The 26,111-nt window shown below is 71.2% G+C and carries 20 protein-coding genes; all 20 read right to left on the reverse strand.

Going from position 1 to position 26,111, the window contains the following annotated elements; all coding sequences use genetic code 11:
• Window positions 1-26: 26 nt before the first annotated feature.
• From ACIRA5_RS46855 to ACIRA5_RS46950, 20 genes are read right to left on the reverse strand one after another with little or no spacing between them, the layout of a single operon-like run.
• Window positions 27-1,352: a glutamate-1-semialdehyde 2,1-aminomutase gene (locus tag ACIRA5_RS46855; RefSeq protein ID WP_403702703.1), complete on the reverse strand. Its 1,326-nt coding sequence runs from the start codon at window positions 1,350-1,352 to the stop codon at window positions 27-29.
• Window positions 1,353-1,358: 6 nt separating this feature from the next.
• A complete protein-coding gene (gene rfbC / locus ACIRA5_RS46860; protein ID WP_403702706.1) occupies window positions 1,359-1,910 on the reverse strand; it encodes a dTDP-4-dehydrorhamnose 3,5-epimerase in 552 nt (183 codons plus the stop codon).
• A complete protein-coding gene (locus ACIRA5_RS46865; RefSeq protein ID WP_403702709.1) occupies window positions 1,907-3,145 on the reverse strand; it encodes a polysaccharide pyruvyl transferase family protein in 1,239 nt (412 codons plus the stop codon). The genes rfbC and ACIRA5_RS46865 overlap by 4 nt, the downstream gene beginning before the upstream one ends.
• Complete coding sequence (locus tag ACIRA5_RS46870; protein WP_403702712.1) at window positions 3,142-4,089, reverse strand: glycosyltransferase family 2 protein; 948 nt, start codon at window positions 4,087-4,089, stop codon at window positions 3,142-3,144. Before ACIRA5_RS46870 ends, ACIRA5_RS46865 begins: the two co-directional genes overlap by 4 nt.
• Window positions 4,086-5,393, reverse strand: a complete 1,308-nt coding sequence (locus ACIRA5_RS46875) for a hypothetical protein (RefSeq protein ID WP_403702717.1) — start codon at window positions 5,391-5,393, stop codon at window positions 4,086-4,088. The genes ACIRA5_RS46870 and ACIRA5_RS46875 overlap by 4 nt, the downstream gene beginning before the upstream one ends.
• Window positions 5,390-6,664 carry a DUF4910 domain-containing protein gene (locus ACIRA5_RS46880; RefSeq protein WP_403702720.1) on the reverse strand — a complete coding sequence of 425 codons (1,275 nt, stop codon included), beginning with the start codon at window positions 6,662-6,664 and terminating at the stop codon, window positions 5,390-5,392. Before ACIRA5_RS46880 ends, ACIRA5_RS46875 begins: the two co-directional genes overlap by 4 nt.
• Complete coding sequence (locus tag ACIRA5_RS46885; protein ID WP_403702922.1) at window positions 6,661-7,686, reverse strand: NAD-dependent epimerase/dehydratase family protein; 1,026 nt, start codon at window positions 7,684-7,686, stop codon at window positions 6,661-6,663. Before ACIRA5_RS46885 ends, ACIRA5_RS46880 begins: the two co-directional genes overlap by 4 nt.
• Before the next feature lie 5 nt (window positions 7,687-7,691).
• Window positions 7,692-8,339, reverse strand: a complete 648-nt coding sequence (locus ACIRA5_RS46890) for a PIG-L deacetylase family protein (RefSeq protein WP_403702723.1) — start codon at window positions 8,337-8,339, stop codon at window positions 7,692-7,694.
• Window positions 8,336-9,130 carry a sugar phosphate nucleotidyltransferase gene (locus tag ACIRA5_RS46895; RefSeq protein WP_403702726.1) on the reverse strand — a complete coding sequence of 265 codons (795 nt, stop codon included), beginning with the start codon at window positions 9,128-9,130 and terminating at the stop codon, window positions 8,336-8,338. The genes ACIRA5_RS46890 and ACIRA5_RS46895 overlap by 4 nt, the downstream gene beginning before the upstream one ends.
• Window positions 9,127-10,380 carry a class I SAM-dependent methyltransferase gene (locus ACIRA5_RS46900; RefSeq protein WP_403702729.1) on the reverse strand — a complete coding sequence of 418 codons (1,254 nt, stop codon included), beginning with the start codon at window positions 10,378-10,380 and terminating at the stop codon, window positions 9,127-9,129. Before ACIRA5_RS46900 ends, ACIRA5_RS46895 begins: the two co-directional genes overlap by 4 nt.
• Window positions 10,377-11,618 (reverse strand): glycosyltransferase family 4 protein, encoded by a 1,242-nt coding sequence (locus tag ACIRA5_RS46905; RefSeq protein WP_403702732.1) that lies wholly within the window; start codon window positions 11,616-11,618, stop codon window positions 10,377-10,379. The genes ACIRA5_RS46900 and ACIRA5_RS46905 overlap by 4 nt, the downstream gene beginning before the upstream one ends.
• A gap of 2 nt (window positions 11,619-11,620) precedes the next feature.
• The gene (locus ACIRA5_RS46910; protein ID WP_403702735.1) at window positions 11,621-12,946 is read right to left on the reverse strand and encodes an O-antigen ligase domain-containing protein; all 1,326 of its coding nucleotides are present in this window, start codon (window positions 12,944-12,946) and stop codon (window positions 11,621-11,623) included.
• A gap of 1 nt (window position 12,947) precedes the next feature.
• Window positions 12,948-14,483 carry a right-handed parallel beta-helix repeat-containing protein gene (locus tag ACIRA5_RS46915; protein ID WP_403702925.1) on the reverse strand — a complete coding sequence of 512 codons (1,536 nt, stop codon included), beginning with the start codon at window positions 14,481-14,483 and terminating at the stop codon, window positions 12,948-12,950.
• Complete coding sequence (locus tag ACIRA5_RS46920) at window positions 14,480-16,447, reverse strand: alginate lyase family protein (RefSeq protein ID WP_403702738.1); 1,968 nt, start codon at window positions 16,445-16,447, stop codon at window positions 14,480-14,482. Before ACIRA5_RS46920 ends, ACIRA5_RS46915 begins: the two co-directional genes overlap by 4 nt.
• A complete protein-coding gene (locus ACIRA5_RS46925; protein WP_403702741.1) occupies window positions 16,444-18,633 on the reverse strand; it encodes a bi-domain-containing oxidoreductase in 2,190 nt (729 codons plus the stop codon). Before ACIRA5_RS46925 ends, ACIRA5_RS46920 begins: the two co-directional genes overlap by 4 nt.
• 15 nt (window positions 18,634-18,648) lie before the next feature.
• Window positions 18,649-20,583, reverse strand: a complete 1,935-nt coding sequence (asnB, locus tag ACIRA5_RS46930) for an asparagine synthase (glutamine-hydrolyzing) (protein WP_403702744.1) — start codon at window positions 20,581-20,583, stop codon at window positions 18,649-18,651.
• A gap of 2 nt (window positions 20,584-20,585) precedes the next feature.
• On the reverse strand, window positions 20,586-22,139 hold the full coding sequence (locus ACIRA5_RS46935; RefSeq protein ID WP_403702747.1) for a Wzz/FepE/Etk N-terminal domain-containing protein: 1,554 nt from the start codon (window positions 22,137-22,139) through the stop codon (window positions 20,586-20,588).
• On the reverse strand, window positions 22,136-23,503 hold the full coding sequence (locus ACIRA5_RS46940) for a Wzz/FepE/Etk N-terminal domain-containing protein (protein ID WP_403702750.1): 1,368 nt from the start codon (window positions 23,501-23,503) through the stop codon (window positions 22,136-22,138). Before ACIRA5_RS46940 ends, ACIRA5_RS46935 begins: the two co-directional genes overlap by 4 nt.
• The gene (locus tag ACIRA5_RS46945; RefSeq protein ID WP_403702753.1) at window positions 23,500-24,765 is read right to left on the reverse strand and encodes a glycosyltransferase family 4 protein; all 1,266 of its coding nucleotides are present in this window, start codon (window positions 24,763-24,765) and stop codon (window positions 23,500-23,502) included. Before ACIRA5_RS46945 ends, ACIRA5_RS46940 begins: the two co-directional genes overlap by 4 nt.
• Entirely contained in the window at window positions 24,755-26,071 is a 1,317-nt protein-coding gene (locus ACIRA5_RS46950; protein WP_403702756.1) for a nucleotide sugar dehydrogenase, read from the reverse strand. The genes ACIRA5_RS46945 and ACIRA5_RS46950 overlap by 11 nt, the downstream gene beginning before the upstream one ends.
• Window positions 26,072-26,111: the final 40 nt, after the last annotated feature.

The raw sequence follows: 26,111 nt of genomic DNA on the forward strand, positions 1-26,111 counted from the left end.
GTCACGTCACGTCACGTGTCGTCTCGTCACACCGAGCGGCGGAACACGGGCTTCACCGGTCGCCCGGCGAGCCAGGGGGTGGGGTCGGCGGCGTCCAGCGCCTTCCGGTACACCGCGCATGCCTGGGCCACCACGTCGACGGTGCGGTCGATGTCCGCGTCCTCCAGTGCGCTGCTCACCACGAAGGACGGGGCCAGCACGCCGCCCGCGAGGAGCTGGCGCAGGAACAGGGTGCGGTACTCCTGAGACGGCTGCCCGTTCTCGTCAAGGGTGGCGAAGACCAGATTGCTGGCCCGGCCCCGGACGACGACGTGCTCGCCGACGCCCATGCCGGCCGCCGCCTCGCGGACACCGGCCGCCAGCCGTTCGCCGAGGGCGTGCAGCCGCGCGGTGACGCCCTCCTCGACGTAGGTGGCCTGCACGGCCATGGCCGCTGCCAGGGAATGCGTTTCCGCACCGTGCGTGGTGGACAGCAGGAACACCCGGTCGCCGGAGTGCCGCAGCCCGCCCCACTCCATCAGGTCGCGGCGCCCGGCCAGCGCGGAGACGGCGAGTCCGTTGCCGAGCGCCTTGCCGAACGTGGAGAGGTCGGGGACGACGCCGTACAGGCCCTGGGCGCCCGCCTCGGACCAGCGGAAGCCGGTGATCATCTCGTCGAAGATCAGTACGCAGCCGTACCGGTCGGCCAGCTCGCGCAGGCCGGCGAGGTACCCGGGCGGCGGCTCGGTGTGGGTGGCGGGTTCGAGGATCAGACAGGCGACCTCGTCCTGGTACCGGGTGAGCAGATCCTCCGCGGCGGCCAGGTCCCCGTAGGGGAACGCCACGGTGAGGTCCGTGGTCGCCGCCGGGATGCCCGCCGACATCGGCGTGGTGCCGATGAACCAGTCGTCCACGGAGAAGAACGGGTGGTCCCCGCAGATGGCCACCCGCGGGCGCCCGGTGACGGCGCGGGCGAGCCGTATCGCCGCGGTGGTGGCGTCGGAGCCGTTCTTCGCGAACTTCACCATCTCGGCCGTCGGCACCGTGGCCAGGAAGCGTTCCGCGGCCTCGACCTCCACGATGGACGGCCGGACGAAGTTGCTGCCGCGGTCGAGTTCCCGCCGCACCGCCTCGACCACGCGCGGGTGGGCGTGGCCGAGGCTGACCGACCGCAGGCCCGAGCCGTACTCGATGTAGCGATTGCCGTCGACGTCCCACACGTGGGCACCGCTGCCATGGCTGATGACCGGGGCCAGGTTCTCCGGGTACTGGTCGTCGCCCTTGGCATAGGTGTGAGCGCCCCCGGGGATCATGGCGTGCAGCCGCTCGTTGGCTGTCCGCGACAGGGGCAGGTGGAACTCTTCGGTGTCCACGGGACCTCAGCTTTCTTTGTGCTTCAGGACCTCGGCGAGACTCGGCGCCTCTCGGTCCCGCTGGGACATCAGTGCAACCGGCAGCGGCCAGGGAATGGCCAGTTCCGGGTCGTCGTGGGCGATGGTCACGTCCTCGGCCGGATCGTGCGGGCGGTCGATGCGGTACGAGGTGTCGGCGGTGTCGGTCACTGCCTGAAAACCGTGCGCGCATCCCGCGGGAATGTAAAGAGTTGGTTGTGATTCTCCTGTGAGTTCAAAGGAAACCCAACGGCGGTAAGTCGGAGAATCCGGCCGCAGGTCCACGACGACGTCGAAGATCTTCCCGTACGAGCACCGCACCAACTTGGCCTCGCCGGCGCCGGATCGCAGGTGCAGACCGCGCACCACGCCCCGGACCGAGCGGGACACGCTGTCCTGGACGAAGGCGTGGGGGTCGAGGCCCACCGAGCGGACCACGTCGGCGTCGAAGGTGCGGCAGAAGAAGCCGCGTTCGTCGGCGTACGGCGTCGGCTCGAACAGGAACGCGCCTGCTATCTCCGGGACTTCGGTCGCTTTCATGGAGACTCCTGCCGAGCGTGGGCGTGGGTGCGGTCGGTCGCCGGGAACAGGGCCGCGGTCAAGGCGGCGAACTGGCGGTCGAGTTGGCGGGTGGCGTCCTGGTTCCGCTCGGCGAGCGTCTGTCGCAGCTCGGGCGATCGCTTCTCCAACGCCCGGAATTGCTCCAGCAACCGGTCTGCGTCGACTTCGCGGGCCGGGTGGCAGTACGCGCCGAGGCCCATCCGGTCCATGAGCGCGTCGCTCTTGGCCGCATAGCTGAGGGCGAGCACCGGTGTGCCGGTCTTCAGCGCGCAGATCAGGTTGTGGTACCGGACCGCCACCACGGTGTCGGCGGCCGCCATCTCCGTCATCAGGTCGGCCAGGGAGGCCGGTTCGGCGGCGGTGACCAGTGGTGAGTCGACCGCGTCGAGGATCGCGGCGACCACGGAGGCGTCGCACTGGTCGCCGGTGAGCAGCCGGACCGGCCGACCCTCCTCGACCAGCGTGCGAACGAACCGGATCGTGCCGTCGAGATACCGCTGGTAGATCTCGTCGGCCCGGGCGCGGTCGTCGTTGCCGCCGTGGAAGTCCATGACGCCGACGCAGACCGTGCCCGGCGCGTCCGAGGGCGCGTTCGCGGGCGGTGCAGACAGGGAGAAGGCGAGGTCCGGGTAGACCTCGTCGCGCGCGGTGTCCACGCCCATCGCCCGCATGGCGTCCCGGGATTGAGCGTCCCGGTAGGACCGGTAGGCGGCCAGGCGGCCTGACCAGCGCACCAGGGCGCGGGTGGGCCGGTTGCGGATCTCGGCGGCGCCGACGCTGACCAGCGCGACCCGGGTGCCGAGCAACCGGCCGCTCGCGGAGAGCAGGAACAGGGAGTACGGGAAGCCCCAGGGCCGCAGCGGCAGGGTGGCCTCCAGGACACCCATGCCGGGCACGATCACGACGTCGTGCCGGCGCACCCAGGCGGCGGTGCGGAAGACGTCGACGAGTTTGCCGAGCCCCTTCGACGCGATCGCGCCCACACGTGACGCGGTCCGGTACTCCGCGCGGTTCCAGTGCAGGCGCGTGGCGGGAATCCCGAACCGGGCCGTCACGGCCTCGGGCCCGCCGCACAGCGCGTCCACGGCCGCCTCCGGATGCTCGGCGCGCAGGTACCCGAGGACGGCTTCGAGCGACCCGTCGTTGCCGAGGTTGCCGGAGCCGAGCAGGCCGAACACCCCGACCCGTACGGGAGTTGAGTCCGCGGACGTCATGCGTGCCTCCCCTCGCGGCCGGCGACCAGGGCGTCCACGGAGACCGTGAGCTGGGCGGGGTCGACCGGGGCGCGGTCCTCGACGCGCTCGCCGGCACCCGGGCGGACCCGGCTGGTCATCCAGGAGGCCAGGTGGCGGTAGCAGGCACGCCGGTCGGCCGGGGACAGCGGTGCCCGCCGGATCGCGGAGGCGAAGCCCCAGATGTACTCGGCGAGCAGCCGGGGCGTCGGGTGCAGCGCGCCCGCCCGGCGCGGGTCGAGGTTGACGCAGCGGGCGCGCTTGGAGGGGTTGGCCCGTTCGGCGCGGGTGGGGTGGTCGCGGCGGAAGTAGAGCAGTTCCGGCACCTGGTGGAAGCGTCCGTGCAGGGTGATCTCGGCGACGTACGTGCGGTCCGCGTGGTGGTAGCTGTCCATCGGTTTCACCCGACGCAGCACGTCGGCCCGGATCACTCCGTAGAAGTCGTCGCCACCCGGTTCGAACAGCAGACTGCGGAAGCGCTCCGGGGCGTGCGGCGAGCCGGTGGCGAGCGTGTAGTCGTAGGGCACCGTCACCTGGCCTTCGCCGTCGATGACCGCCTGGTCGGTGTGCGCGAGGATGACGTCCGGCCGCTCGTCCAGTGCTTCTATGCAGCGCGTCAGCAGGTCGCGGCCGTAGAGGTCGTCGTGCGAGGCCCACTTGAACAACTCGCCGCGGGACTCGGTGAACACGAGGTTGTGGTTCGGAGTGGCGCCGATGTTGCGGGGCAGGCGGTGGTACCGGATGCGGGAGTCCTGCGCGGCGTACTTGCGGCAGATGGTCTCGGTGCCGTCGGTCGAGGCGTTGTCGGAGACGACCAGTTCGAAGTCCTCGTAGGTCTGGCCGAGGAGGGCGTCGAACGACTCGGCCAGGTACTCCTCGCCGTTGTACACGGGCAGGCCGATGCTCAGCCTCGGTCGGTCGGTCATGAGGTCCTCACTTCGGGGATGGGTTCGCGGTGGCGCTCGCGCAGGGCGGAGCGCAGTTGCAGCCACCACACGGCCGAGCCGCTGATGGTCGCGGCGGCGACGCCCCAGGCCGAGCCCGCCGTACCGCCGAGGGCCGCTCCGCCGAGTCCGCCGCCGACGTAGCAGGCGGAGGCGAACAGTTGGCAGCGCAGGCTGCGCCGGGCCGCGCCGAGCGCGCGCAGTCCGGCCGCCGCGCCGGTGCCGAGGCCCGCCCCCGCGACGCTGAGGGTGATCTGCACGATGAGGTGCGAGGAGGAGTGCCAGACGTCGCCGAGCGCCAGCTTTCCGAGCCTGCCCGGCATCAGCAGCAGCGCCGAGCCCCAGAGCAGGGCTCCGGTGGCCTGTCCCCCGCCGAGGTAGAGGCAGAACCTGCCCAGTCGGTGCGGGGCCTGCCGCAGCACGCGGGCCGCCTCCGGGACGGTGACCAGGGAGAGCCCCATGAGTACGGCGAGGAAGGGGCCGAGGAGGAGTTCGGCGCCGCGCACCGCGCCCACCGCGCTCACTCCGACGATCACGCCGAGGCCGTACGCCCGCAGTTGGCTCGCGCCGCTGAGGCTGACGTTCTCGACCAGGTACCGGTAGCCGAGGTCGCGCTGTTCGCGCAGCCAGCCGCGGGCCTGGGCCGGCCGGGGCCGGATGCCGGACTGGGCGCAGCCGTATCCCGCCGCGACCGTGGCGGACGCACCCCAGGCGAGCACGAAGGCGGCCACGGTGTCGACATGGGCCGCCACCACCATGGCCGGGACGAGCGCGATGCCCCACACGATGTCGTTGACGAACGCCTTCCGCCCGTCTCCGGCGGCGAAGAACGAGAACCGCCAGGCGTCCTGGAGCAGCAGCCCCGGCATCATGAGGCCGAGGGCGGCGAAGGCGGGCCCGACCCGGCCGCCGAGGCCGAGTCCGGCCGCCAGGCACAGCACTCCGAGGGCCGTGCCGACGCCGAGCGCGGTGCCCGTCGAGCGGGCCACCGCCCCGCGCCACGACGCCTGGGGCACTCCGCTGAAGCGGACCACGAGCGGGTCGGTGGCCAGGCCGCGGGAGACGTTGAGCACCACGCCGTAGGTCACCCAGGCGAGGCTGAACACGCCGAACGCGGTCACCCCCAGGGAGCGGGCCACGTAGATGCCCACCGCGAAGTTGCTGATGCTGGAGGCCGCCTGGTCGGCCAGTCCCCAGGAGAGCCGGCCGACGAGGGCCCGCTTGGCGGACCGGGCGGGTCTCGCCGTCGTCTGAGGATTCTCCCCGTCGGTGGTCATCGGTGTCATGTCTTGATCAGTCCGGCCTCGTGCAGGGCGTCGGCCGCTCCGGCGACGCTGTCGAACGGCAGCCCGGACCGCTCGGCGACGTCCAGCAGACTGTGCTCGCCGTCGGAGAGGTTGAGCACCCACAGCATGGCCATCTGCGCCTGCTTGGTGTCGCTGCGGCCGCCGAGCGCGTCGTACAACCCGCGTCGGCCCAACTGCGGTTCGCCGTAAGGGCTGAGGTTGAGGTACCGCCGGTTGCGGTCGAGAACGGCGAACGCCTCGCGGCAGACGGCGAGGGTGTCGGCCATCGCCTCCGGGGAGACGAAGTCCGGGTTGTCCGCCGAGGTGTGGTACTCGGGGTACCCGGCGTACGGGGTCCGGCTGAGCGAGCCCACGCCGAGGTTGAACCCGGGTGAGCAGTACTGCCGCTCGTCGTAGCCGTACGGCGTGAACTCGTTGATGTGGTGCGGTCGTTCGGACGCGGTCAGTACGTGTTGCAGCACGCGGTCGATCTCCGCATTGCCGCGCCTGCTCTGTTTGTAAGTCAGTTGGCCCGTGTCTCCGGCGCAGGCAAGGACGAGCCCGTGCTTGACCCGGTCGATCCGCTCCGCGTTGCGGGCCAGCCAGGTGATCGCCCCGATGGTGCCGGGGGCGTAGATGAACCGGTAGGTGTAGTACGGCGTTTGCTCCGCCAGCGCGCGGGCCAGGAAGGTCGCGACCGCGATGCCGGCCAGGTTGTCGTTGGCCAGCGACGGATGGCAGACGTGGCAGGAGACGATGACCTCGTCGGCCACCTGCCCGGGGACCACGTGCTCGGCGTAGGTGAGGTGGCCGTCCGCCAGGGTGGAGTCGACGCGCACCTCGTACTCGCCGTCGGGCAGCGCGTCCAGAGTCTCCTGGGCCAGGCAGAATCCCCAGTCCGGCTTGTAGTAACTCGTGCGGTACGGCACCCAGTTCGGGTGGTCCGGCAGCGTGTGCAGGTGTGCGCGCAGCTCGGAGAGCGGCATGGTCCGCGACACCGGCACGCTGTAGCCGAGCACGTGCAGGCTGGACTCGGCGAAGTCGACGACCCGCCGACCCGAGCTGTCGGCGATGTACGCGTCCCGGATGTTCCACTCCTGCGGAACCGTCCAGTCGAGCACCTGCGTCCCGGTCGGCACCTCGTGCACCTGCAACGGGACGTACTCGCCGACGATGTCCAGGGTGGCGCGCACCCCGTCGCCGGTGATGCTCCGGCAGAGCGGGTACAGCCGCTCCACCAGTGCGTGCATCTCCTCGCCGACCGCTGTCATCGGCGCCACCGCAGGGTGTCGTCGACGGTGCCGGCGTCGGAGGCCGCCTTGAGCACGGCGAGACGGGTGAAGCGCTGTTCGAAGTCCTCCCGGGTCAGGTCGAACTTCCGGTAGGCGTCGGCGAGTTCGAGCGCGCCCTGCTTCACCGTCCACTCGCAGTCGAAGTCGGGGATGGCGGTGCGGAAGCGGGAGAAGTCCACCCGGTACGAGCGCGGGTCGGCGCCGTTCTCGCCGGTGATCACCACCTTCGCGCCGGACACCGCCTCGGCGACCTGCTCGGCGATCTCTGCGACGGTGACGTTGTTGATCTCGCTGCCGATGTTGAAGGCCCGGTCGTGGACCGCCTCGCGCGGCGCGGTGAGCGCGGCCGTGAAGGCGCGGGCGATGTCGGCGGCGTGCACCAGCGGGCGCCAGGGGGTGCCGTCGGAGAGGACCAGCACCTCGCCGGAGAGCAGCGCGTGGCCCACCAGGTTGTTCAGCACGATGTCGGCGCGCAGCCGGGGCGAGAAGCCGAAGGCGGTGGCGTTGCGCATGAACACCGGCGTGAAGTCGTCGTCGGCCAGCGCGTGCACGTCGTCCTCGACCCGCACCTTCGACTCGGCGTACGGCGTCACCGGGCGCAGCGGGGCGTCCTCGGTCACGAGGTCGTCGCCGCCGGAGGCGCCGTAGACGGAGCAGGTCGACGCGTACAGGAAGCGCCGAACTCCGGCGTCGCGGGCCAGTTTTGCCAGTCGTACGGACGCGTGGTGGTTGATCTCGTAGGTGAGTTCCGGCGCCAGCGAGCCGAGCGGGTCGTTGGAGAGCGCGGCCAGGTGGATGACAGCGTCGAACCCGGCCACGTGCTCGGCGGTGAGGTCGCGCAGGTCCACCCGCACGCCCGGCGGGTCGGCGGGCCGCGGGCCGAGGACGGAGTCGGCGAACAGGCCGGAGTCGAGGCCGACGACCTCGTGTCCGGCGACGGTGAGGACGGGTGCCATCACGGTGCCCAGATATCCCTGGTGTCCGGTCAGTAGTACGCGCAAGGTGTTCAACCCCCCAGGTTGAGCGTGAGTTTGGTGACGGCGAAGGCCTCGGCGTAGCGCGCGTGGCATTCGATACCGCGGATCCGGGCGAGGCCGAGGAAGGCCTCCCGGTCGTACCACGGGCGGTGCCGCTGCGAGGGGTAGTGCTCCTGCAGCAGCCTTACCTTCTCTTCGGCGGTCTCGGTCTCCAGCGGCTGGTAGGCCGCCGGCCGGCCGAGGTCGCCGTCCCACTTGACGATCTCGTAGCCGAGCACGAGGTGGTCGCGGAACGCCGTGGTCATCAACTGCGCCAGGCCGCGGTGGTCCTGGTGGGCGTCGTCGGTGCGCGGCGCGAGGACCAGTTCCGGCTCGGTCTGTGCGCGGAGTTCCTCGACGGCGGCCTTGGCCTCCTCCCAGTGCGCGGGCAGGCGGCCGTCCGGCAGTTTGTGCACGGTCAGCCGCAGGTCTGCCCCCGGGCAGAAGGCGGTGAGCGCGGCCTGTTCCTCCTGCTCGCGCTCGCTGCCGCCGCCGGAGAGCACCAGCGCGTCGACGCGGATGCCCGGTCTGGCCTGGCACAGCGTCAGCAGGGTGCCACCCGCACCGATGCCGATGTCGTCGCAGTGGGCACCCACGACGACGATCCGGTCGAGCCGGCCGGCTCCGAGCCTGATCACGCACGCACCCCCGCGCTGTCCCGCTCCCACACGGCCCACGGGCGGTCGCCCCGCGCGTAGGCCTCGTCGAGCGCGGCCCGCTCCTTCACGGTGTCGGTCGGCTTCCAGAAGCCGCGGTGCTGGTGTGCCACCAGCCGTCCCCGCTTGGCGAGTTGGGAGCAGCCGTCGGCGACCAGGTCGCCGTTCTCCGGTATGTGGTCGAAGACCTCCTGGCGGAGCACGAAGTAGCCGCCGTTCTCCCACAGCGGCATGTCGCTCACCGCGGTGATGCCTCCGACCAGGCCGTCCTCGCCCAACTCCACGCAGTGGAAGGAGGATTGGGGCGGTACGACCATCATCGACGCCCCGGCGTCGCGCGCGGCGAACCGGTCGATCATCTCCGGCAGCGGGGCGTCGGTCAGCACGTCGGCGTAGTTGGCGAGGAACATCTCGTCGCCGTCCAGGTGGTGGCGCACCCGGCGCAGCCGCTCACCGATGGGCGACTCGATGCCGGTCTGGGCGAAAGTGATCGTCCAATCGGCGATGTCGGTGGAGAGCAGCTCGGTCTGCCCGCCGTGCAGCACGAAGTCGTTGGACACCGTCTCCTCGTAGTTGAGGAAGAAGTCCTTGATGTGGTGGGCGCCATAGCCGAGGCACAGGATGAACTCCTTGTGCCCGAAGTGCGCGTAGTAGCGCATGACGTGCCAGATCAGGGGTCTGGGCCCGACCATCGCCATGGGCTTGGGGACGTCGTCGGAGGTTCCGTTGCGCATGCGCATCCCGTAACCGCCGCAGAACAGGACGACCTTCATGCTGTGACCTCTTTCGACTGCGCGACCTCGACGATGCTCAGTTCCGGGATCGGGAAGACCAGTCGGCCGCCCCACTCGTGCACGTAGGACAGCTGCTCGGCCAGTTCGGCCCGCAGGTTCCACGGGAGGACGAGGACGTAGTCCGGTTTGTCGGTGGCTATCTGCTCGGGCGGCAGGATCGGGATGCGGGTGCCGGGGGTGAACCGGCCGTGCTTGTACGGGTTGCGGTCGACCGTGTACGCGAGCAGGTCGGGCCGGATGCCGCAGTGGTTGAGCAGGGTGTTGCCCTTCCCCGGGGCGCCGTAGCCGACGACCGTCTCGCCCCGCTCGGCCGCGTCGATGAGGAACCGCAGCAGATCCCGGCGCACCTTGGCGACCCGGGCGGAGAACTCGGTGTACCCGGCCAACTCCTGCAGCCCGGCGGCCTTTTCGCGCGCCAGTACGTCGGCCACCCGCTGCGAGGGCTCCCTCGCGATCTCGGCCGGGCGGGACCACAGCCGGATGGAGCCGCCGTGCGTGGGCAGCAACTCGACGTCCACGAGGGTGAGTCCGCCGCTGGCGAGGGCCCGGATCGCGGAGGCGACCGTGTAGTACTGGAAGTGCTCGTGGTAGATCGTGTCGTACTGGTTCTCCTCGATCAGGGTCAGCAGGTGCTGCACCTCGATGGAGACCCAGCCGTCGTCGGCGACCAGGGCGCGCAGGCCCTGGGTGAAGCCGACCACGTCGGGGATGTGCGCGTACACGTTGTTGGCCACGACCAGGTTCGCCGGGCCGTGCTCGGCGCGGACGGCGGAGCCGGTGTCGGGGCTCAGGAAGTCCGTGAACGTGGGCACACCCGCCTCGCGCGCCGCGGCACCGACGTTCACCGAGGGCTCGATGCCCAGGCAGCGGATCCCCCGGTCCACCACGTGCCGCAGCAGGTAGCCGTCGTTGCTCGCGACCTCGACCACGAAGGAGTCGGGGCCGAGGCCGAGGCGGTCCACCGCGCCGTCGACGAAGGTGCGCGCGTGCTCCACCCAGGAGGTCGAGAAGGAGGAGAAGTACGCGTACTCCTTGAACGTCTCCTCCGGCGTGATCAGCGGCGGTATCTGCGCCAGCCAGCAGTCGGTGCAGACCCGCAGGTGCAGCGGGTACGCCGGTTCCGGCAGGTCCAGTTGGTCCGCGGCGAGAAAGCTCTCACACGGCGGTGTCGCCCCCAGGTCGACGACGCTCGCCATCGCTTCCGAGCCGCAGAGTCGGCATCGTGTCATGTGCTGTCCCCATCCCCCCTGCCCGCGTGGGTGTCCCCACCACGAGCCAGTGCTGACCGTCCCGCGATCGCGGTGCGGTACTCCTCCAGCAGGCGCTCCAGGCCGACGGCCGGGCTGAATCCCTGCTCGTAGCGGCGCCGGGCCGCCACACCCATCTCCCGGTTGCGGTCCGGGTCGGTCGCGATCCGGCGGATGCCGGACGCCAGCGAGGCAGCGTCACCCGGCTGGTGCAGCAGCCCGGTGACGCCGTCCTCGACGAGTTCCACGAACGCGCCATGGCCTGCGGCGACGGTCGGCACACCGGCCGCCATCGCCTCCACGACCACCAGGCCGAACGCCTCCAGCCAGGTCGAGGGCGCGATCACGGCGACGGACCGCGCGATGGCCTTGCGGCACTCCGCCGGGTCCAGCAGGCCGACGTAGCGCACGTCGTCCCGGCCGGCCGCCCAGGCGGTCACCTCTTTCTCCAGCGGCCCGGTGCCGGCGATCGCGAGCGGGACGCCCACGCCGCCGTCCGCCGCGACCTCGTCCCACGCGGCCATGAGCAGTCGTACGCCCTTGGCCTCGGCGAGGCGGCCGAGGTAGAGCAGTTGCTCGCCCCCGCCCTCCCGGCGGATGCCGGGTTCGGGGACGAAGTTGTGCTTCACCGCGAGGCGTTCGGCCGGCATGCCCGAGCTCACCAGAACATCTCGCTGGGCCGCGGAGATGCAGAGGAAGCGCTCCACGCCGGTCCACCAGCGCCGCCGGTTGACCGAGAGGCTGACCGCGAGCGGCACGGTCGCGAGGCTGGAGTTGCGGTAGCAGCCGTGCCGGACGGCGGGCAGCGGCGTCGAGCCGACGCACTCGGTGCAGGGTCGGCCGTCCCGCTGGAGTGTGCCGGGCGGGCAGACCTGCGTGTAGTTGTGCAGCGTGGCGACGGCGGGCACTGAGGCATCGGCGCAGGCGGCGAGGACCGCGGGCGACAGTAGCGGGAACACGTTGTGGACGTGCACCACGTCCGGCCGCTCGGCGCGCAGCTTGGCCGCCAACTCCTTGCGCACCCCCGGATTCCACGGCACCAGGAGCGGTACCGCGACCTTGCCGAGGAGGGAGCGGGCGCCGATGTCGTCGCTGCGCCGCTCGAACAGCTCGACCCGGTGGCCGGCCGCGCGCAACAGCTCCACCTCCTGGTCGACGACGTTGTTCTCCCCGCTCGGCTGCGCCGAGTTGTAGCGGTTGTGCACCACGAGGACGTGCATGCTCAGTTCACCTCCGATCCACGGGCCCAGCGCGGGACGTGCCGTCGAGGGGCTTCGGGCTTCGTGAGCCGCTTCGCGAGCGGCTTCCCGGGCTGCGTCGAGAGCGGAGCGGCCTGGACCGGTGCCGCCAACAGCGAGGCGGCCAGGGCCAGATGGAGCAGATAGGGCGAGGCGTCGCCGAGGCCGGCCTCGGTGTACGAGGCGATCGCGCAGTAGCTGATCAGGAAGATCGCGCAGGCCCGCTGCAGGGACGGCGGGCGCAGCAGCGCGACGCCGCCCAGCACGACGATGATCACCGCGACGAGGGTGACACCGATCAGGCCCTGCTCGTTGTAGACGGCCAGCCAGCTGTTGTCGATCGGCAGCCCGCCGAACGACTTGTCGCCGAGGCCCATGCCGAACAGCTTCTCCGAGGTCGACCGGGGCGCGGACAGCAGGGCGTTCCAGACCTTGGCCCGGCCGGTGAGACTGGAGAAGTTCTCCTGGCTCTGGCCGCGCAGGAACCAGGTCTGCAGCGCGGAGGCGAAGCCGACCGCGGCCACCACGGAGATCAGCACCGACCAGCTGAAGAACCGGCGGGCCGCGCCACTGGTCAGGATGAGCGAGCCGATCGCCAGCGCCAGCCCGAGCAGCAGGCCGAGCGTGGCCGTCCGGGTGTGGGTCAGCGCGAGCAGCACCAGCGACGGCACGATGACCAGCACGGCGCTGGTCCGGTCGGTCCGTCTGCCGATGACGAGCAGCGCGGTGAGCCCGATGATCACCGCCGCGTACTGGCCGATCTGCGGCGGGGTGAGCGGCCACAGCGCGCCGACGAGGCGTCCGCCGTAGAGGTCGGGCAGTGCTTTGCCCGGGGAGACGACCAGGCCGAGGGCCACCGAGCCGAGGACCGCGAAGTAGGCCCGGATGTGGTAGCGGACGAAGGTGAGGCTGCCGTCCCACCAGCGGCTGAGGAGCCACAGGGTGCCGACGAAGAGGGTCAGCCGGAAGCAGCGGAACAGCGCGCCCATCCCGGACTCCAGGCTCGCGCTGGAGATCACGCTCGACACCAGCAGCAGGGTCAGCAGCAGCACGTAGGCGCTGGACCTGACGCGCACCCGCTGGTTGACCACGAGCGCCAGGCCGAACGCGGCGACCAGCGAGCCCATGGTGACCATCTGGATGAGGGAGCGGGGCAGCGGGACGATGGTCTTCGCCCCGGCGGAGCCGAGCGTGTTGAGGACCAGCAGCCCCCAGACGATCCCGACGATCTTCGGTGTGCCGGCCGGGCGGGGTTCGGCGCCGGGCAGCGTTTCGACCGTGTCCGGTCCACGTGTCGAGTTCTCGCTCATCTCAACCACCGGCCTGCAGGTCGAGGGTGCTGCCCTTGTCCTGCTGGTACGGCGCCGTCTGCCACTGCCCGAAGTCGAGCACCCGGCTCTGGTCCTCGGCGACGAACTTCCACGGCCCGACGTAGACGTTGTCGTGCCAACTGTTGTGCTGCTTCTCGGTGATGGCGTCGGCCACCCCTTCGCCGTGGTACGGCGACCAGTCCGGGTAGGTGCCGTAGTTGGACAGCACCGCCATGCGGTCGCACATCTCCGTGCACTTGACGACGGACTCGTCGAACACGAAGCGGTTGTCGTGGATGTCCACCCACTGGGTCTTCCACCGGCAGTCCGAATAGAGCGGCGCCTTGGCGATCGCCGGTCTCACACAACTGCTCGTCTTCTTCACCAGCAGGGTGCAGTCACCGGAGGAGGTGTTGGCCGGGCTGTTGCAGAACCGGTCGGCGTTCTCCCACAGGGTGATCCCGGACCAGTTGTCCTCCAGCACGTTCCCGTAGATCTCGATCTTGTGGGTGCGGGCCTTGACCCGCGGTTCGCCGCCGGACTCGGACAAGTAGACGGTCGCGTACGGGAAGTTGTCGCCGCTGTCGGCCGCCTTGCGGCCCTCGACCCAGTTGTTGCGCCGGATGGTGTTGTTGCGGATGACCGCGTTGTAGCTCGTCTCGTAGATCAGTGCGGCACCGTCGTTGGCCTCGATCACGTTGTTCTCGATACGGAAGTCGTTGTTGTTGGTGTCCGCCCACAGCCCGGTGCCACGGTTGTCGTGCACCCAATTGCCGCTGATCTCAGCGCCGTTGACCTCCCAGAACTTGATGCCTCCGGTGCAGCCGCAGCCCTTCTGCTTCCGTTCCCAGTCACCGGTGTTGTTTCCGACGATCTCGTTGCCCTCGACCACCAGGCCGGTGAGGGGGCCGTTGCCCTTGTAGGCGTTCATGCCGTACTGGCCGTTGTCGCGCAGGCAGTCGGCGCGGACCTGCTGGCGGGCGCCGGCCATCAGTCCGGCGCCGGAGTTGTCCTTGATCGTCGAGTGTTCGACGACCCATCCGTCGGCCGAGTCGTGGTTGACGACGCCCTCGTCCTGCGGTGCGACGAATCCCCGCACGGTGAGATAGCGGATGGTGACGTCGGCGGCGTTGCCGGTGAAGGCGTACTGGTTGACCTTCCGGCCGTCGAGCACGGCGCCCGGCGCGCCGATGTAGTGGTCCCCCTTCTTCGGGATGACCTGGGCGTAGCGGTCATGTTCCAACGTGTGCGTGCCCGGCTTGAGCCAGAACGTGGTGTTCGGGGGGCTCTTCTTGGTCTTCGCCGCCAGGTCGCCGACCACCTTGGGGTCCACGGTGACCGCGCCCGCGGGCGCCTTCGCCGGTCCGGCGGCGGGGTTGGCGCACACCCGGGCCACGGACCGGGCGGCGGACGTGGCCGTGGACGGCGCGGCGTCCGGCTTCGTCGCGGCCGGGGCGCTCGACGTGCTGTCGCAGCCGGTCGCCGTCAGCAGGAGCAGCGCCGGCAGTGCGACCGCCGTCGCCCAGTGCCGTCTCATGTTCCCCACGCGCCCCCCTGCCCGCGGAACCCGAGCACGGTGGTGAAGCCGTCCGTGCCGTCGGCGAATCCGGTGCCGATCAGCGTGGTGGTGGGTTCCTTGCGCCCGAATCCGGCGGAGTACCAGCCCAGCGGCGGTTCGCTCTCGCCGCGGTGCGCCCGCCAGGACAACTGCTCCGGCAGGTCGAGCACGGCGGAACGCCCCTCGCCGTCCCGGATCCAGGTGAGCACCGCGCGGTGCCCCACCAGGTCCGCGGCGATCGCCGGGCCGAGGTGGAACGCCAACCGCACGTCCCGGCGCGGGCCGCGCACCTCGTCGACGATCGTCAACTCCTGGCTTGCGGCCGTGAGTTCCACCCGGCGGCGGTGCACCGAGCCCTGGTAGCCGTCGTGCTCGGCGGCCCAACGGGCCACCCCCGCCCCGGAGTTGTCCACGTCCAGCACGCGGGTCCGCGCATGCCGGGTCCACAGGAACGGGCCGCCGGAGACGGACTGGTCACCGCCGTCCAGCTGGAGGGTGTTGTGGCCGAGGGTCGAGCGGAAGTACTGCCGCCACTCGGGCTGCCCGTGGTAGCAGTACGTCCCCGGGTCGGCGAGCACGTCGATGCCGTCGTGCCGGACCTCCACGGACAGCGCGTCGGCGTGGGCGTGCGCGGCGATGGACAGGAAGCCGTGCGGACCGCCGTCGCAGCGGCACCAGATCTCCTCCGGACCGCGCAGGACTGTGAGCCCCGCGTCGGCGAAGTGCGCGGGCCTGGTGGCCGGGCGGGCGGTTGCGTCCTTCGCGTACGGCCTGATGAGCGCGGCCAGCAGCGGGGTGCGCACATCGGTGCCGGTCACCTCCGGCCACCAGTCGAGCCGGCCGAACACGGCGTCGCCGGTGGCAAGGAGCGAGCCCCAGCGGTCGGTGCCCGCGCCGTCCAGGATCAGGCCGAAGCCGTCGTCCGCGTCCCCCTGGCGGGGCGGGCGCAGCCGGTTGTCCACGACGGCCGCGAGCGCGTCGGTCATCCGCAGCAGCACCAGCCGGAGCGACTCGGGCACCGGCACGCCTGCGGCATCGGCCTCGGCCACCGCGGCCAGGCCGAGTTCCAGGACGAGTCCGTGGTACTCGGTGGCCAGCTCGCGGTTGAGGCCGGAGTCGAAGGTGTTGGCGCGCAGTTGCCGCTCCAGCGACCGCAGCGCGTCGGAGCGCCAACGCGCCGACGAGGGGAACCAGTTGAAGGCACAGGCCGCGGCGAACTGCCCGGCGGTCTCGGCGATGACGTGGTTGTTCGCCGAGGAGCCCCGGCTGGGGAAGGCGGCCAGCCAGCGCTGGTGGTGCCAGATCTGGTTCAGCGCGACCGAGTTCTCCTCGAACAGTTCGGCCGCACCCTGCCAGCCGTCGAGCAGCCGGCGGATCCACACCCAGGACAGCAGCCGGATGCCCAGTTCGATGCCGCTGATCCAGTGCACGCCTTGCAGCGGCGGGTTGGCCGCCCACCACGACCGCAGATGCTCGGCGACACGCTCGGCGTACCGCTCGTCCCCGGTGACCGCGTAGGCGGCGGCGAGCACGGTCAGGTACTGGTGCCGGGACGGCTCCCAGATCTGCTTGATGTCCCCGGCCACGTTCTCGTCGCGGTACGGCACGTCGAAGGCGTAGCCCGACGGGGCCCGGCGCCCGGTCTTCGGGTCGTACGACCAGTCCGGGTCGGTGAGGTCGTCGCGGTCCACGCCGAAGAACTCGGCGTGTCCGGCCATCAGTCGGTCCGCCTCGGCGACGAGCCGTTTCACGGCGTCTGGCGCCACCTCGGCGATCGTGCCCGCAGGCAGGGCGGCGGTGAACCGGGCGCCGGTGACGCTCGGGCAGTCCGGCTGCGCCGATCGCCAGCGCCGTCTGCGCACGGTGTCGCCCGCCCGGCCCGCGATCTCGCGCGGGCCCATCCGGGACAGCCGGCGCAGGTACCAGCCCACGCTCATGGTCATGGCGTCCTCGCCAAGGTCACCGGCGCGCCGCCGGCCAGGCCGGTGTGCACGGCGAGGGTGGCCGCCGTGGTGGCGACCAGCGACTCCAGCGGCACCGGCATCGGCCCGCCGGTCCGAACGGCCTTGATGAAGGCGGCGAGTTCGGCGTTCTGCCCCTTGTCCCGGGCCTTGGGCAGCCGCGAACTGACCCACTTCTTGGGGCCGTGGACCGAGGCACGGACGAAGTCGTCGAGCTTCAGCACCTTGCCGTCCCCGACCAGGTCCAGGGTCTCCTTGGGGAAGCCGGAGGCGCCGGTGGTGACGTAGCTGATGGTGGCGGTGGAGCCGTCCGGGTAGCCCAGGACGACCTGGAGGTCCTCGTTGCCGGGCGCGGCCGTCGCGTACACGGAGACCGGGTCGGCGTCGAGGAGCCAGCTCGCCGTGTCGATGAAGTGGCCGCCCTCGCCGGCGAACCGCGAGCCCTCGGCGGCCTGTTGGAGGTACCAGCTGCCGTGCTGGAGCTTGCCCGCGTTGACGAGGTAGCGGAGGTTCGCCGGACCGGTCCGGGCGCCGAACCGGTCCTTGGCCTCCGTCAGCAGCGGTGCGAAGCGGCGGTTGAAGCCCACTTGGAGGCGGTCGTTGCCGGACTCCTCCACCGTCGCGAGGACACCGGCCAGCTCGTCCTCGGTGAGGGCCAGGGGCTTCTCCACGAACACGGTCTTGCCGGCCAGCAGCGCCTGCCGGGTCAGTTCGGCGTGCGAGCTGTGCCGGGTGACCACGAACACGGCGTCCACGGACTTGTCGCCGAGGACGGCATCGAGGTCGGTGGTCGCCTTGGCGAAGCCGAACTTCCGCTGCGCGTTGGCCCCGGAGAGCGCGGTCGTGGTGACGACGGTCGACAGCTCGACGCCCTCGCGCCGGGCCAGGTGCGGCAGCAGCATCGACGTCGCGTAGTTGCCCGCGCCGACGAACGCGAGGCGCACCGGAGTCTTGGCGGACCGGGCCGGGGTGGACGTTCCCTCGCTGCGGCGGACCGTAGGCACGGCCACGGACGGGGCCTCCGCCTCCCCCGCCTCCTCCGTCTGCTCGGGATACCGGAACAGCACGGCAACGGCCTTCAACTCGCCGTCCTTCAGGCGCCGGTAGGTCTCGACGGCGTCGTCGAAGTCGGCGATGTGGGAGACCAGGGGGTCCACGTCGACGCTGCCGCGGGCGACGAGGTCGAGGAAGCAGGCGAGGTTGCGGCGCTCGGTCCAGCGGACGTAGCCGATCGGGTAGTCGCGGCCCTCCAGCTCGTACGACGGGTCGTAGCGACCGGGGCCGTAGGAGCGCGAGAAGCGGACGTCGAGTTCCTTCTCGTAGTACGCGTTCCACGGCAGGTCCAGGCGGCACTTGCCGATGTCGACGACCCGGCCGCGGTCCCGTGCGAGCCGGGCGGCCAGCTCGACGGGCTGGTTGCTGCCGCCGCCGGCAGCCAGGAAGACCTGGTCCACGCCGTGGCCGTCGGTGAGTTCGGCGACGGCCGCTTCCACGGCGGCGGAGGCGGGGTCGCCGCAGGCCGCTGCGCCGAGGCGCTCGGCGAGTTCGCAGCGCGCCGGGTCGGGGTCGGCGCCGACGACGCGGACTCCGGCGGCGGTGAGCAGCTGCACCACCAGCTGTCCGATCAGGCCGAGGCCGATGACCAGGGCGACCTCGCCGAGCTGCGGCTCGCCCTGGCGGACGCCCTGCATCGCGATCGAGCCGACGGTGCCGAAGGCGGCGTGCCGCGGCGCGAGACCTTCGGGGACCGGGGCGTAGAGGTTCTTCGGCACCCAGTTCAACTCGGCGTGCAGCGCGTGTTCGTTGCCCGCGCAAGCCACGAGGTCGCCGACCTTCACGTCGTCGATCCCCGCGCCGACCTGCTCGACGACCCCGCACAGCGAGTAGCCGAGCGGGGTGTAGGAGTCCAGCTTGCCCATCACCTTGCGGTAGGTGGCGGGCACCCCGTTGGTGGCCACGCTCTGCATGACCTTGGCCACCTGGTCCGGCCGGGAGCGGGCCTTGCCCAGCATCGACATGCCGGCCTCGGAGACCTTCATGAGCTCGGTCCCGGTGGATATCAGCGAGTAGGCGCTGCGCACCAGCACACCGCCCGGCTTGCACCCCGGTACCGGAACGTCGAGCACCGCCAGCTCGCCGCTCTTGTAGTTCTGTACAACCTGCTTCACCAGAACTCCTGATTCCTAAGCCGTCGACCGAGTGCTCTGGACGGAGCCAGAGGTCGCGTCGCGATACCAGTACTCGAGGGTCAGTACGTGCCACAGATGCTTGGAGTAGTCCGCCTGTCCGGCGGCGTCCTCGGCGACCATCCGGGCCAGCGCGTCGCGGCGCAACAGCCCGGACCGGACGAGCTCGCCGTCGTTGACCACCTCGCGCACCAGCGGTGCCAGGTCCCGGCTCATCCAGGCCCGCAGCGGGGCGCTGAACAGACCCTTGGGCCGGTACACGATCTCCTTGGGCAGGATCGAGGTGGCCGCCTCCTTGAGGACGGCCTTGCCCTGGCGTCCGACGATCTTGCGGTTGCCGGGCACGGTGAACGCCGCCTTGACGACCTCGATGTCGACGTACGGCGTCCGGACCTCGGTGGAGGCGGCCATGCTCGACCGGTCCGTGTACGTGAGGTTCAGGCCCGGCAGGAACATGCGGGAGTCGGTCAGGCACATGCGGTTGACGAAGTCGTCGAGGTCGTTGTCCTGGTAGACGTCCGTGTGTTCGGTGACCACGTCGTCGACCGTCCCGGCCAGGTCCGGGTTGAGCAGGGCGAGCAGCTCGTCCTGGTCGTACATGGTGTAGCTGCGCCGGAACGCGGTCTCCTCCGGCAGATCGGCGAAGGAGAGGAACCGCTTCGCGAAACGCACCGACCGGTAGCCGCGGCGGGCCGAGGCGACCGGCAGCCGGTCCACGACCCCGGACACCCCGCGCCGCAACGGTCGGGGGACGCGCTGGTAGCGCAGCGCGAGCAGGTTGGCGAAGTGCTTGCGGTACCCCGCGAACAGCTCGTCCGCGCCCATCCCCGAGAGCATCACCTTGACCCCGGCCTCCTGGGCGGCCATGCAGATCAGGTAGGTGTTGATCGCGGCGGGGTCGCCGATCGGCTCGTCCAGGCTGTACGTCATCTGCGGCAGCAGGTCGAGCACGTTCGGGGCGATCTCGATCTCGTGCAGGTCGACGCCGTACCGCTCGGCGACCTGCCGGGCGTAGCGCAGGTCGTCCGGCATCGCCTCGAACTTGGCGTCCTCGGCGCGGAATCCGATCGTGTAGGCGGAGATCCCGGGCTGGTGGCGGGCCGCCAGCGCGGTCAGATAGCTGGAGTCGAGGCCGCCGGAGAGGAAGGTTGCCACGGGTACGTCGGAGATCAGGTGGCGGCGGGTCGACTCCTCGACGATGGCGGCGAGGTCCGGCCGTTCACCGGCCAGGGCGCGGTCCCGGCCCTCGGCGGCGACGTCCTTCAGGTTCCAGAAGCTGCCGCGCTCCACCCGGCCGTCGGGCCGGCAGCGCAGCCAGCTGCCCGGCGGCAGCTTCTCCGCCTCGCGGAACGCGCAGCGCGAGTCCGGCACCCAGTAGTAGAGGAGGGAGGCCACGAGCGCCGCCTGGTCCACCTCCAGGGACTTGCCGGTCACGGCGGCGAGCGCCTTGAGCTCGGAGGCGAACATCAGGCCCTCGCCGCGCCGGAGCAGGAACAGCGGCTTGATGCCGAGCTGGTCGCGGACGAGGACCAGGTCGCCGGTGCGCTCGTCGAAGATGCCGAACGCGAACATGCCGCGCAGCCTGGGCAGGCAGTCGGTGCCCCAGCGCCGCCAGGCCTCCAGCAGCACCTCGGTGTCGGAGGTGCCGCGGAAGCGGACCCCGGTGGCCTCCAACTCGGCGCGGAGTTCGGGCGCGTTGTACAGCTCGCCGTTGTACGTCAGGGCGAGGCCGTCCGAGACCATCGGCTGGGCGCCGGTCTCGGACAGGTCGACGATGGCCAGCCTGCGGTGCCCGAGCTGCACCTCGCCGTCGCCCAGGGGGTGGCCGTAGCGGCCCGAGCCGTCGGGGCCGCGGTGGGCGAGGGTGTCGGTGAGCCGGTCGGTGACGGCCTTTCCGTCCGGCCATCGGTACGTGCCCGCGATGCCACACACGTCTACCGCACCTCCTGGTCGTTGTCCGGGACCCGTGCGGCCCGTATCGGCTGGCGTTCGGTGAGCCGCCGGCCGTCCCCCACTGCCTGAACGGCGTGGGAGGTACCCCCACCGTTCTGCCAGGTCGGCCGCTCGGTTCGGCCGCGCAGCGCGTTGGCCAACCCGTCCCACAGGGTGCCGTCGGTCCGGTCGCGCGGATCGGGGTCGATCAGCACGACACCGATCACCGGGATGCCCTGGTCCGCGAGCTGCCGGGCCACGGTGTGCAGCCAGGCGGCGTTGCCGTGCCCGGCGCGGACGACGAGCACGGTGCGGGTGCCGAGGTACTGGAGGTCGGTCCACGCCGTGCCGGGTGCCACCGAGCCGACGCCGATCCGCTGATCCTGCGGGGACACGGTCGCGGCCTTCTCGCCGCCGACCACGGTGGGGTCTCCCGGTTTCGGCCGGCGGCCCGAGAGCTGGGTGCCGGGGAGGCCGTCGACGACGGTCACCGGACCGTCCTCGCCCAGTGCCCGGGCGAGACCGAGGGCGATCACGGCCGTGCTGCGCGCGCAGCCCAGTTCCAGCAGCGACAGCGGTTCCGCCGAGCCGCGCGAGGTGCGGGCCAGCGTGGTGGTGAGGCGTTCGCGTGCCACCCGGGTCCGCCGCCGCTGCCACAACCTGCCGGAGCGGCGGGGCAGTTCGGCGATGACCGAGGCGCCGAGGTTCGCCGCGATGTCCCGGCGCAGCACGGGCCGGTCCGTGACGACCACGCCGACCGCGGCGAGCGCGAGCCCGAGGAAGAGCCCGAGGACGAGGCCGACCACGCCGTCGGTGACGAGGGCCTTGGGCAGGGAGTGCTGCACGGCGCGCGGGGCGTCCACGATCTGGGTGCCGGCGACGAGTTGGGGCGCGCCGACGCGGGCCTCCTCGGCGCGCTGGCCGAAGTCGGAGATCTGTGAGGTGAGTTCGGCCCGCCGGGCGAAGAGCGACTCCAAGTTCGCCGCGTCCTTGGGGTCGGTGGCGGGCGACCGGCCGCCAATCGTCTTGTTGACGTCGGCGAGCTCCGCCTGCATCCGGGCCTGCTGATCGAGCAGCCCCTGGGCGTTGGCGTTGGCGATGTCGTTGATGCGCTTGGCGTGGTCCGCGACGAACGCCTCGGCCAGTGCCTTGGCCCGGGCCACCGCCTCCGCGTCGGTCTTGCCCGTCACATCGATCTCGAGGACGTTGTTGGTCAGTCCGGTGCCCCGGTAGTCCTTCCTCAAGTCCTCCGGGTTTTCTGGGGACTTGAGGATCTTCAGGGCCTGACCAGCGATCCGCGAGGTCGCCAGCAGCTGGGCGTCGGTGCGGATCAGCGTTCCGGTGTCGTTCGGCTGGTCCTCCTGGTGCGCGACCAGAACCTTGGTCACGGCGGCCGGGGCCGGCGGCATCAGGACCGCCACGGCCGCGCCGGCCAGCATCCCGAGGAGCGCCATGGCGCCCCACAGGCGGCGGCGTCTGCGCACCGCGACCACCAGCGCCTGGAGGTCGAGGAGCGGGGTGGCGGCCGACGACTCCGAAGTCGTGCTCGTCGTCACGCTGGATCTCCTGTCGCGTGGCCGTGTACCGCGAACGTCAAAGTGGCGTCGTCGGAAAGTCGGTCGGCGGTTTCCGTCGGTCGGGTGCGGACCGTGCCGGCGACGACGACGCCGACGAGCTCGTGCCCGCCGTCCGCGCACGCCTCGGCGATGCCGGCGAGTTCCGCGGCGGTCCAGTTCCCCGCGCTGAGGACGGCGAGGGCACCGGACTCGGTGTCGCGGTCCGGCACGATCGGCCGGTCCACCGAGACCTCCACGACCCGCAGCTGGGGGTCACCGGTGGCCTCGGCGACGAGCTGTCCTGCGGCCAGCCGGGCGACCTCGTCGCCTTCCGGTACGACGACCAGCAGCCGCCGGGGGGCGGGCAGTTGGTCCCGGAGGCGGGCGCACACCCGCCGGTAGCGGATCCGCCGCTCGGCCTCGTCGCCGGACCGCTGCGGGGCTGGTACGTCCCACCGGACGTCGATGCCGAGAAGGCGGCGGAGCCGTCCCCGCGAGCCGTCCCTCTCGGGCCGGTGGCCGTGCCGTTCGCCGGGCACGTCGACGGTGCCGAGGAACGGCGAGCCGAGCGCCGCGGCGATCTCCGGTTCGGTGCGCAGCCGGCGGCTCACCCGGGCGGCGGCGAGATGGCCGACGACCGCGAGCACGAAGAACAGCAGCGCCCCTGCGACGATGAGCTGCATCCTCGTCGGCGCCGCCGCACCGGTCGGCCGGGGGGCCGGCCCCATGACGACCATGCTGGCCTTGGCGCTCGCCGGGTTGGCCTCCTCCAGCTTCTTCATGGCGTCCTGCAGCCCGGTGCGCAGCCCCTCCAGCTCGGTGCGGGCCTGCACGCCCTCCACGGTCTGCCCCGGATCCGCCGAGTCGGCCAGGTCGGTGATACGGCGGTTGGTCTCGGCCACCTGCTTGCGCAGCGCCTCCGTCGCCGTGTCCGCCGCGGGGTCGGTGCTGCCGCCCGCGATACGGGTGGCGAAGGTGACGAACTGCTGGGCCAGCTGGTCGGAGAGCCGCTGCGCGCGCTCCGGGGTGTCGGCCGTACCGGAGACCTTGATGATGTTCCCGTCGTCCGCCTTGGCGGTCACGTCCTTCTGCAGCGCGGCGCCGTCGACGCCCCACTTCAGGGCGGCGGCCGCGCGGTCGACCACCGCCGAACTGGTGGCGATGTCCACCTGGGTCAGCAGTTCGCGCTCTTCCCACTGGCCCGGCAGCAGCACCGACGCCTCTGCCGTGTAGCGCGGCGGAAGCAGCAGCACCGAGGTGCCGTAGCCGAAGAGCGCGCCCGCTACGGCGAGGACGGCCAACAGCCGCCACCGCCGACGGAGAATCCGTCCGATCGTGACCAGGCGGATCGTGTCGTCATTCAATGGTGCGGCCTCTTCCCCGTACGGACCGGCCCACCCGCGGACACCGGGGCTTGGTCCCGGCAGGCGGCGGCATAGGCGGCGAGCAGTGACGCTTGCGAGTTCTCCCAGGACAGCGGCCCGCTGATCCGCTCCTGGCCGGTCTTCCCCATCCGGGCCCGCTTCTGCGGGTCGTCGAGGAGCAGCGCGACGAGCTTGGCGAACTGGGCCTCGTCGTTGGCGGGCGCGTAGACGGCGGCGTCACCGGCGGAGACGCGCGCCTCCCGGAGGTCGAACGAGACGATCGGCCGCCCCATCGCCATGTACTCCAGGACCTTGTTCATGGTCGACACGTCGTTGAGCGGATTGTGTGGGTCGGGGGAAAGGCACACGTCGGCGGTGCACAGGTAGCGCACCAGGTCGGCGTCCGGGATGCGTCCGGTGAACTGCACCTGGTCGGAGAGACCGAGTTGCCGGGACAGTTCGACCATCGCGTCGAACGCGTCGCCGGCGCCGACGAAGACCGCGTACCAGTCGGTGCGACCGACCTCGTCGCGTAGTTTCGCCAGGGCCCGCAGGGCGTAGTCGACGCCGTCCTGGGGGCCCATGACGCCGAGGTAGCAGAGCAGATGGGGTTTGCCGCGCTTCAACTCCGGCTCCGGCGGCACCGGTTGGAACCGGTCGGTCGCGGGCGCGCTGCGCACCACGAAGACGTCCTCGGGCCTACGGCCGCCGCGGCGCAGCGCGACGTCCTTGTAGCTCTCGTTGGTGGCGAGCACGATGTCCGCGGCCCGGTAGGTCCGCCGCTCCAGCGCGCACACGGCGCGGTAGAGCAGGTCCTCGCCGCGGTCGAACCGGGAGAGGTACAGCTCGGGCACCAGGTCGTGCTGGTCGAAGACGAAGCGCGCGCCGCGCCGCTTCATCCACAGGGCCGGCAGGAACAGCAGGTCGGGCGGATTGCAGGCGTGCACCACGTCGACCGGGCCGACCTTGCGGGCCAGCCGGAGCGTGTGCCACAGCGCCGATCCGTACTCCCGCAGATAGCCGGCGGGACCTCCGGTGGCGGCGCGCAACGGGTAGCGGTGGATCCGCACCCCGTCGATCACCGCCTCCGCCTCCGTGTCCCGCTTCTCCCCCCGGGGGCAGATGACGTGCACCTCCCAGCCCGCGTCGCGCAGCGTGGTGCACTCCTGCCACACCCGCCGGTCGAAGGGGACCGACAGGTTCTCCACCAGGATCAGTGCGCGACGGTTCGTGCCGTCGCCACTGGTCTCGTTACCAAGCAAGGCCTGTGTACCCCGGTTCGGTCCGGCGCTTGTCGGCGTCGGGAAGGCGGATGAGGTCGATGATCGCCGGTTCGCCCGTGTGGGGAAGTGCCGACAGTACGGTCGGGTCCTTGGTGCCCACCAGGCACACCTCGGCGTGGTCGATCACCTCGTCGACGGAGTCGGCGAGGAGCTGCGCGAGATGCGGCAGGCGGCTCTCGATGTACTCGCGGTTCGCGCCCAGCAGCCGGGAGAGGCTCACGTTGGCGTCGTAGATCTTGAGGTCGTAGCCCTTGCCGAAGAGCCGCTCCGCGAGTTCGACGAGCGGGCTCTCGCGGAGATCGTCGGTGCCGGGTTTGAAGGAGAGTCCGAACATTCCCACTCTGCGCTTGCCGGTGCGCTCGACCAGGTCCACCGCGCGCTGGAGGTGGTCGGAGTTGGAGGCCAGCACGTGGGAGAGGATCGGCACCGAGACGTCGGCGCGCTGTGCCGCGTGGACCAGGCTGCGCAGGTCCTTGGGCAGGCAGGAGCCGCCGAAGGCGAAGCCGGGGCGCAGGTAGGCGGGGCTGATGTTCAGCTTGCGGTCGGCGAGGAAGACGTCCATCACCTGGTGCGAGTCCACGCCGAGGGCCTGGCACACGGCGCCCAGCTCGTTCGCGAAGCCGATCTTGAGGCCGTGGAACGCGTTGTCGGCGTACTTGATGGCCTCGGCGGTCGGGATCGGCACCCGGAACACCTCGCCGGGCAGGCCGTCGTAGAGCGCCGCCACCGCGTCGCCGCTGGCCAGGTCGAGTTCGCCGACGACGGTCTTCGGCGGGTCGAAGAAGTCCTTCACGCTGGTGCCCTCGCGCAGGAACTCCGGGTTGACCGCGACCCCGAAGTCCACGCCGGCGGTGCCGCCGACGTGCTTCTCCAGAATCGGCACCAGCAGGTCCAGGCAGGTGCCCGGGAGCATGGTGCTGCGGAACACGACGGTCTGCCGTCCGCCCCGCTCGGCGAGCGCGGCGCCGATCTCCTCGGTGACCCGCTCCAAGTAGGTGGTGCACAGGCTGCCGTTGGGCTCCGACGGGGTGCCCACGCAGATCAGCGACACCTCGCTGTCCGCGATCGCCTCGCGGACGTCGCGGGTGGCGCGCAGCGCCCCGGTCCGCACGACCTCGGCGATGAGTTCGCCGATACGTTCCTCCACCACCGGGGCCTTGCCGTCGTTGACCAGGTCGACCTTGACCTGGTTGACGTCCACCCCGATGACCTCGTGGCCCATGCTGGCCAGGCACGCGGCCGACACACAGCCCACGTAGCCGAGCCCGAAAACGCTGACTCTCATGACCGGTCCCTCCCCCCAGGCAGGCCCCTGCGGCCTGCGG

Source organism: Streptomyces sp. NPDC096311 (assembly GCF_044763085.1).
GTDB lineage: Bacteria > Actinomycetota > Actinomycetes > Streptomycetales > Streptomycetaceae > Streptomyces.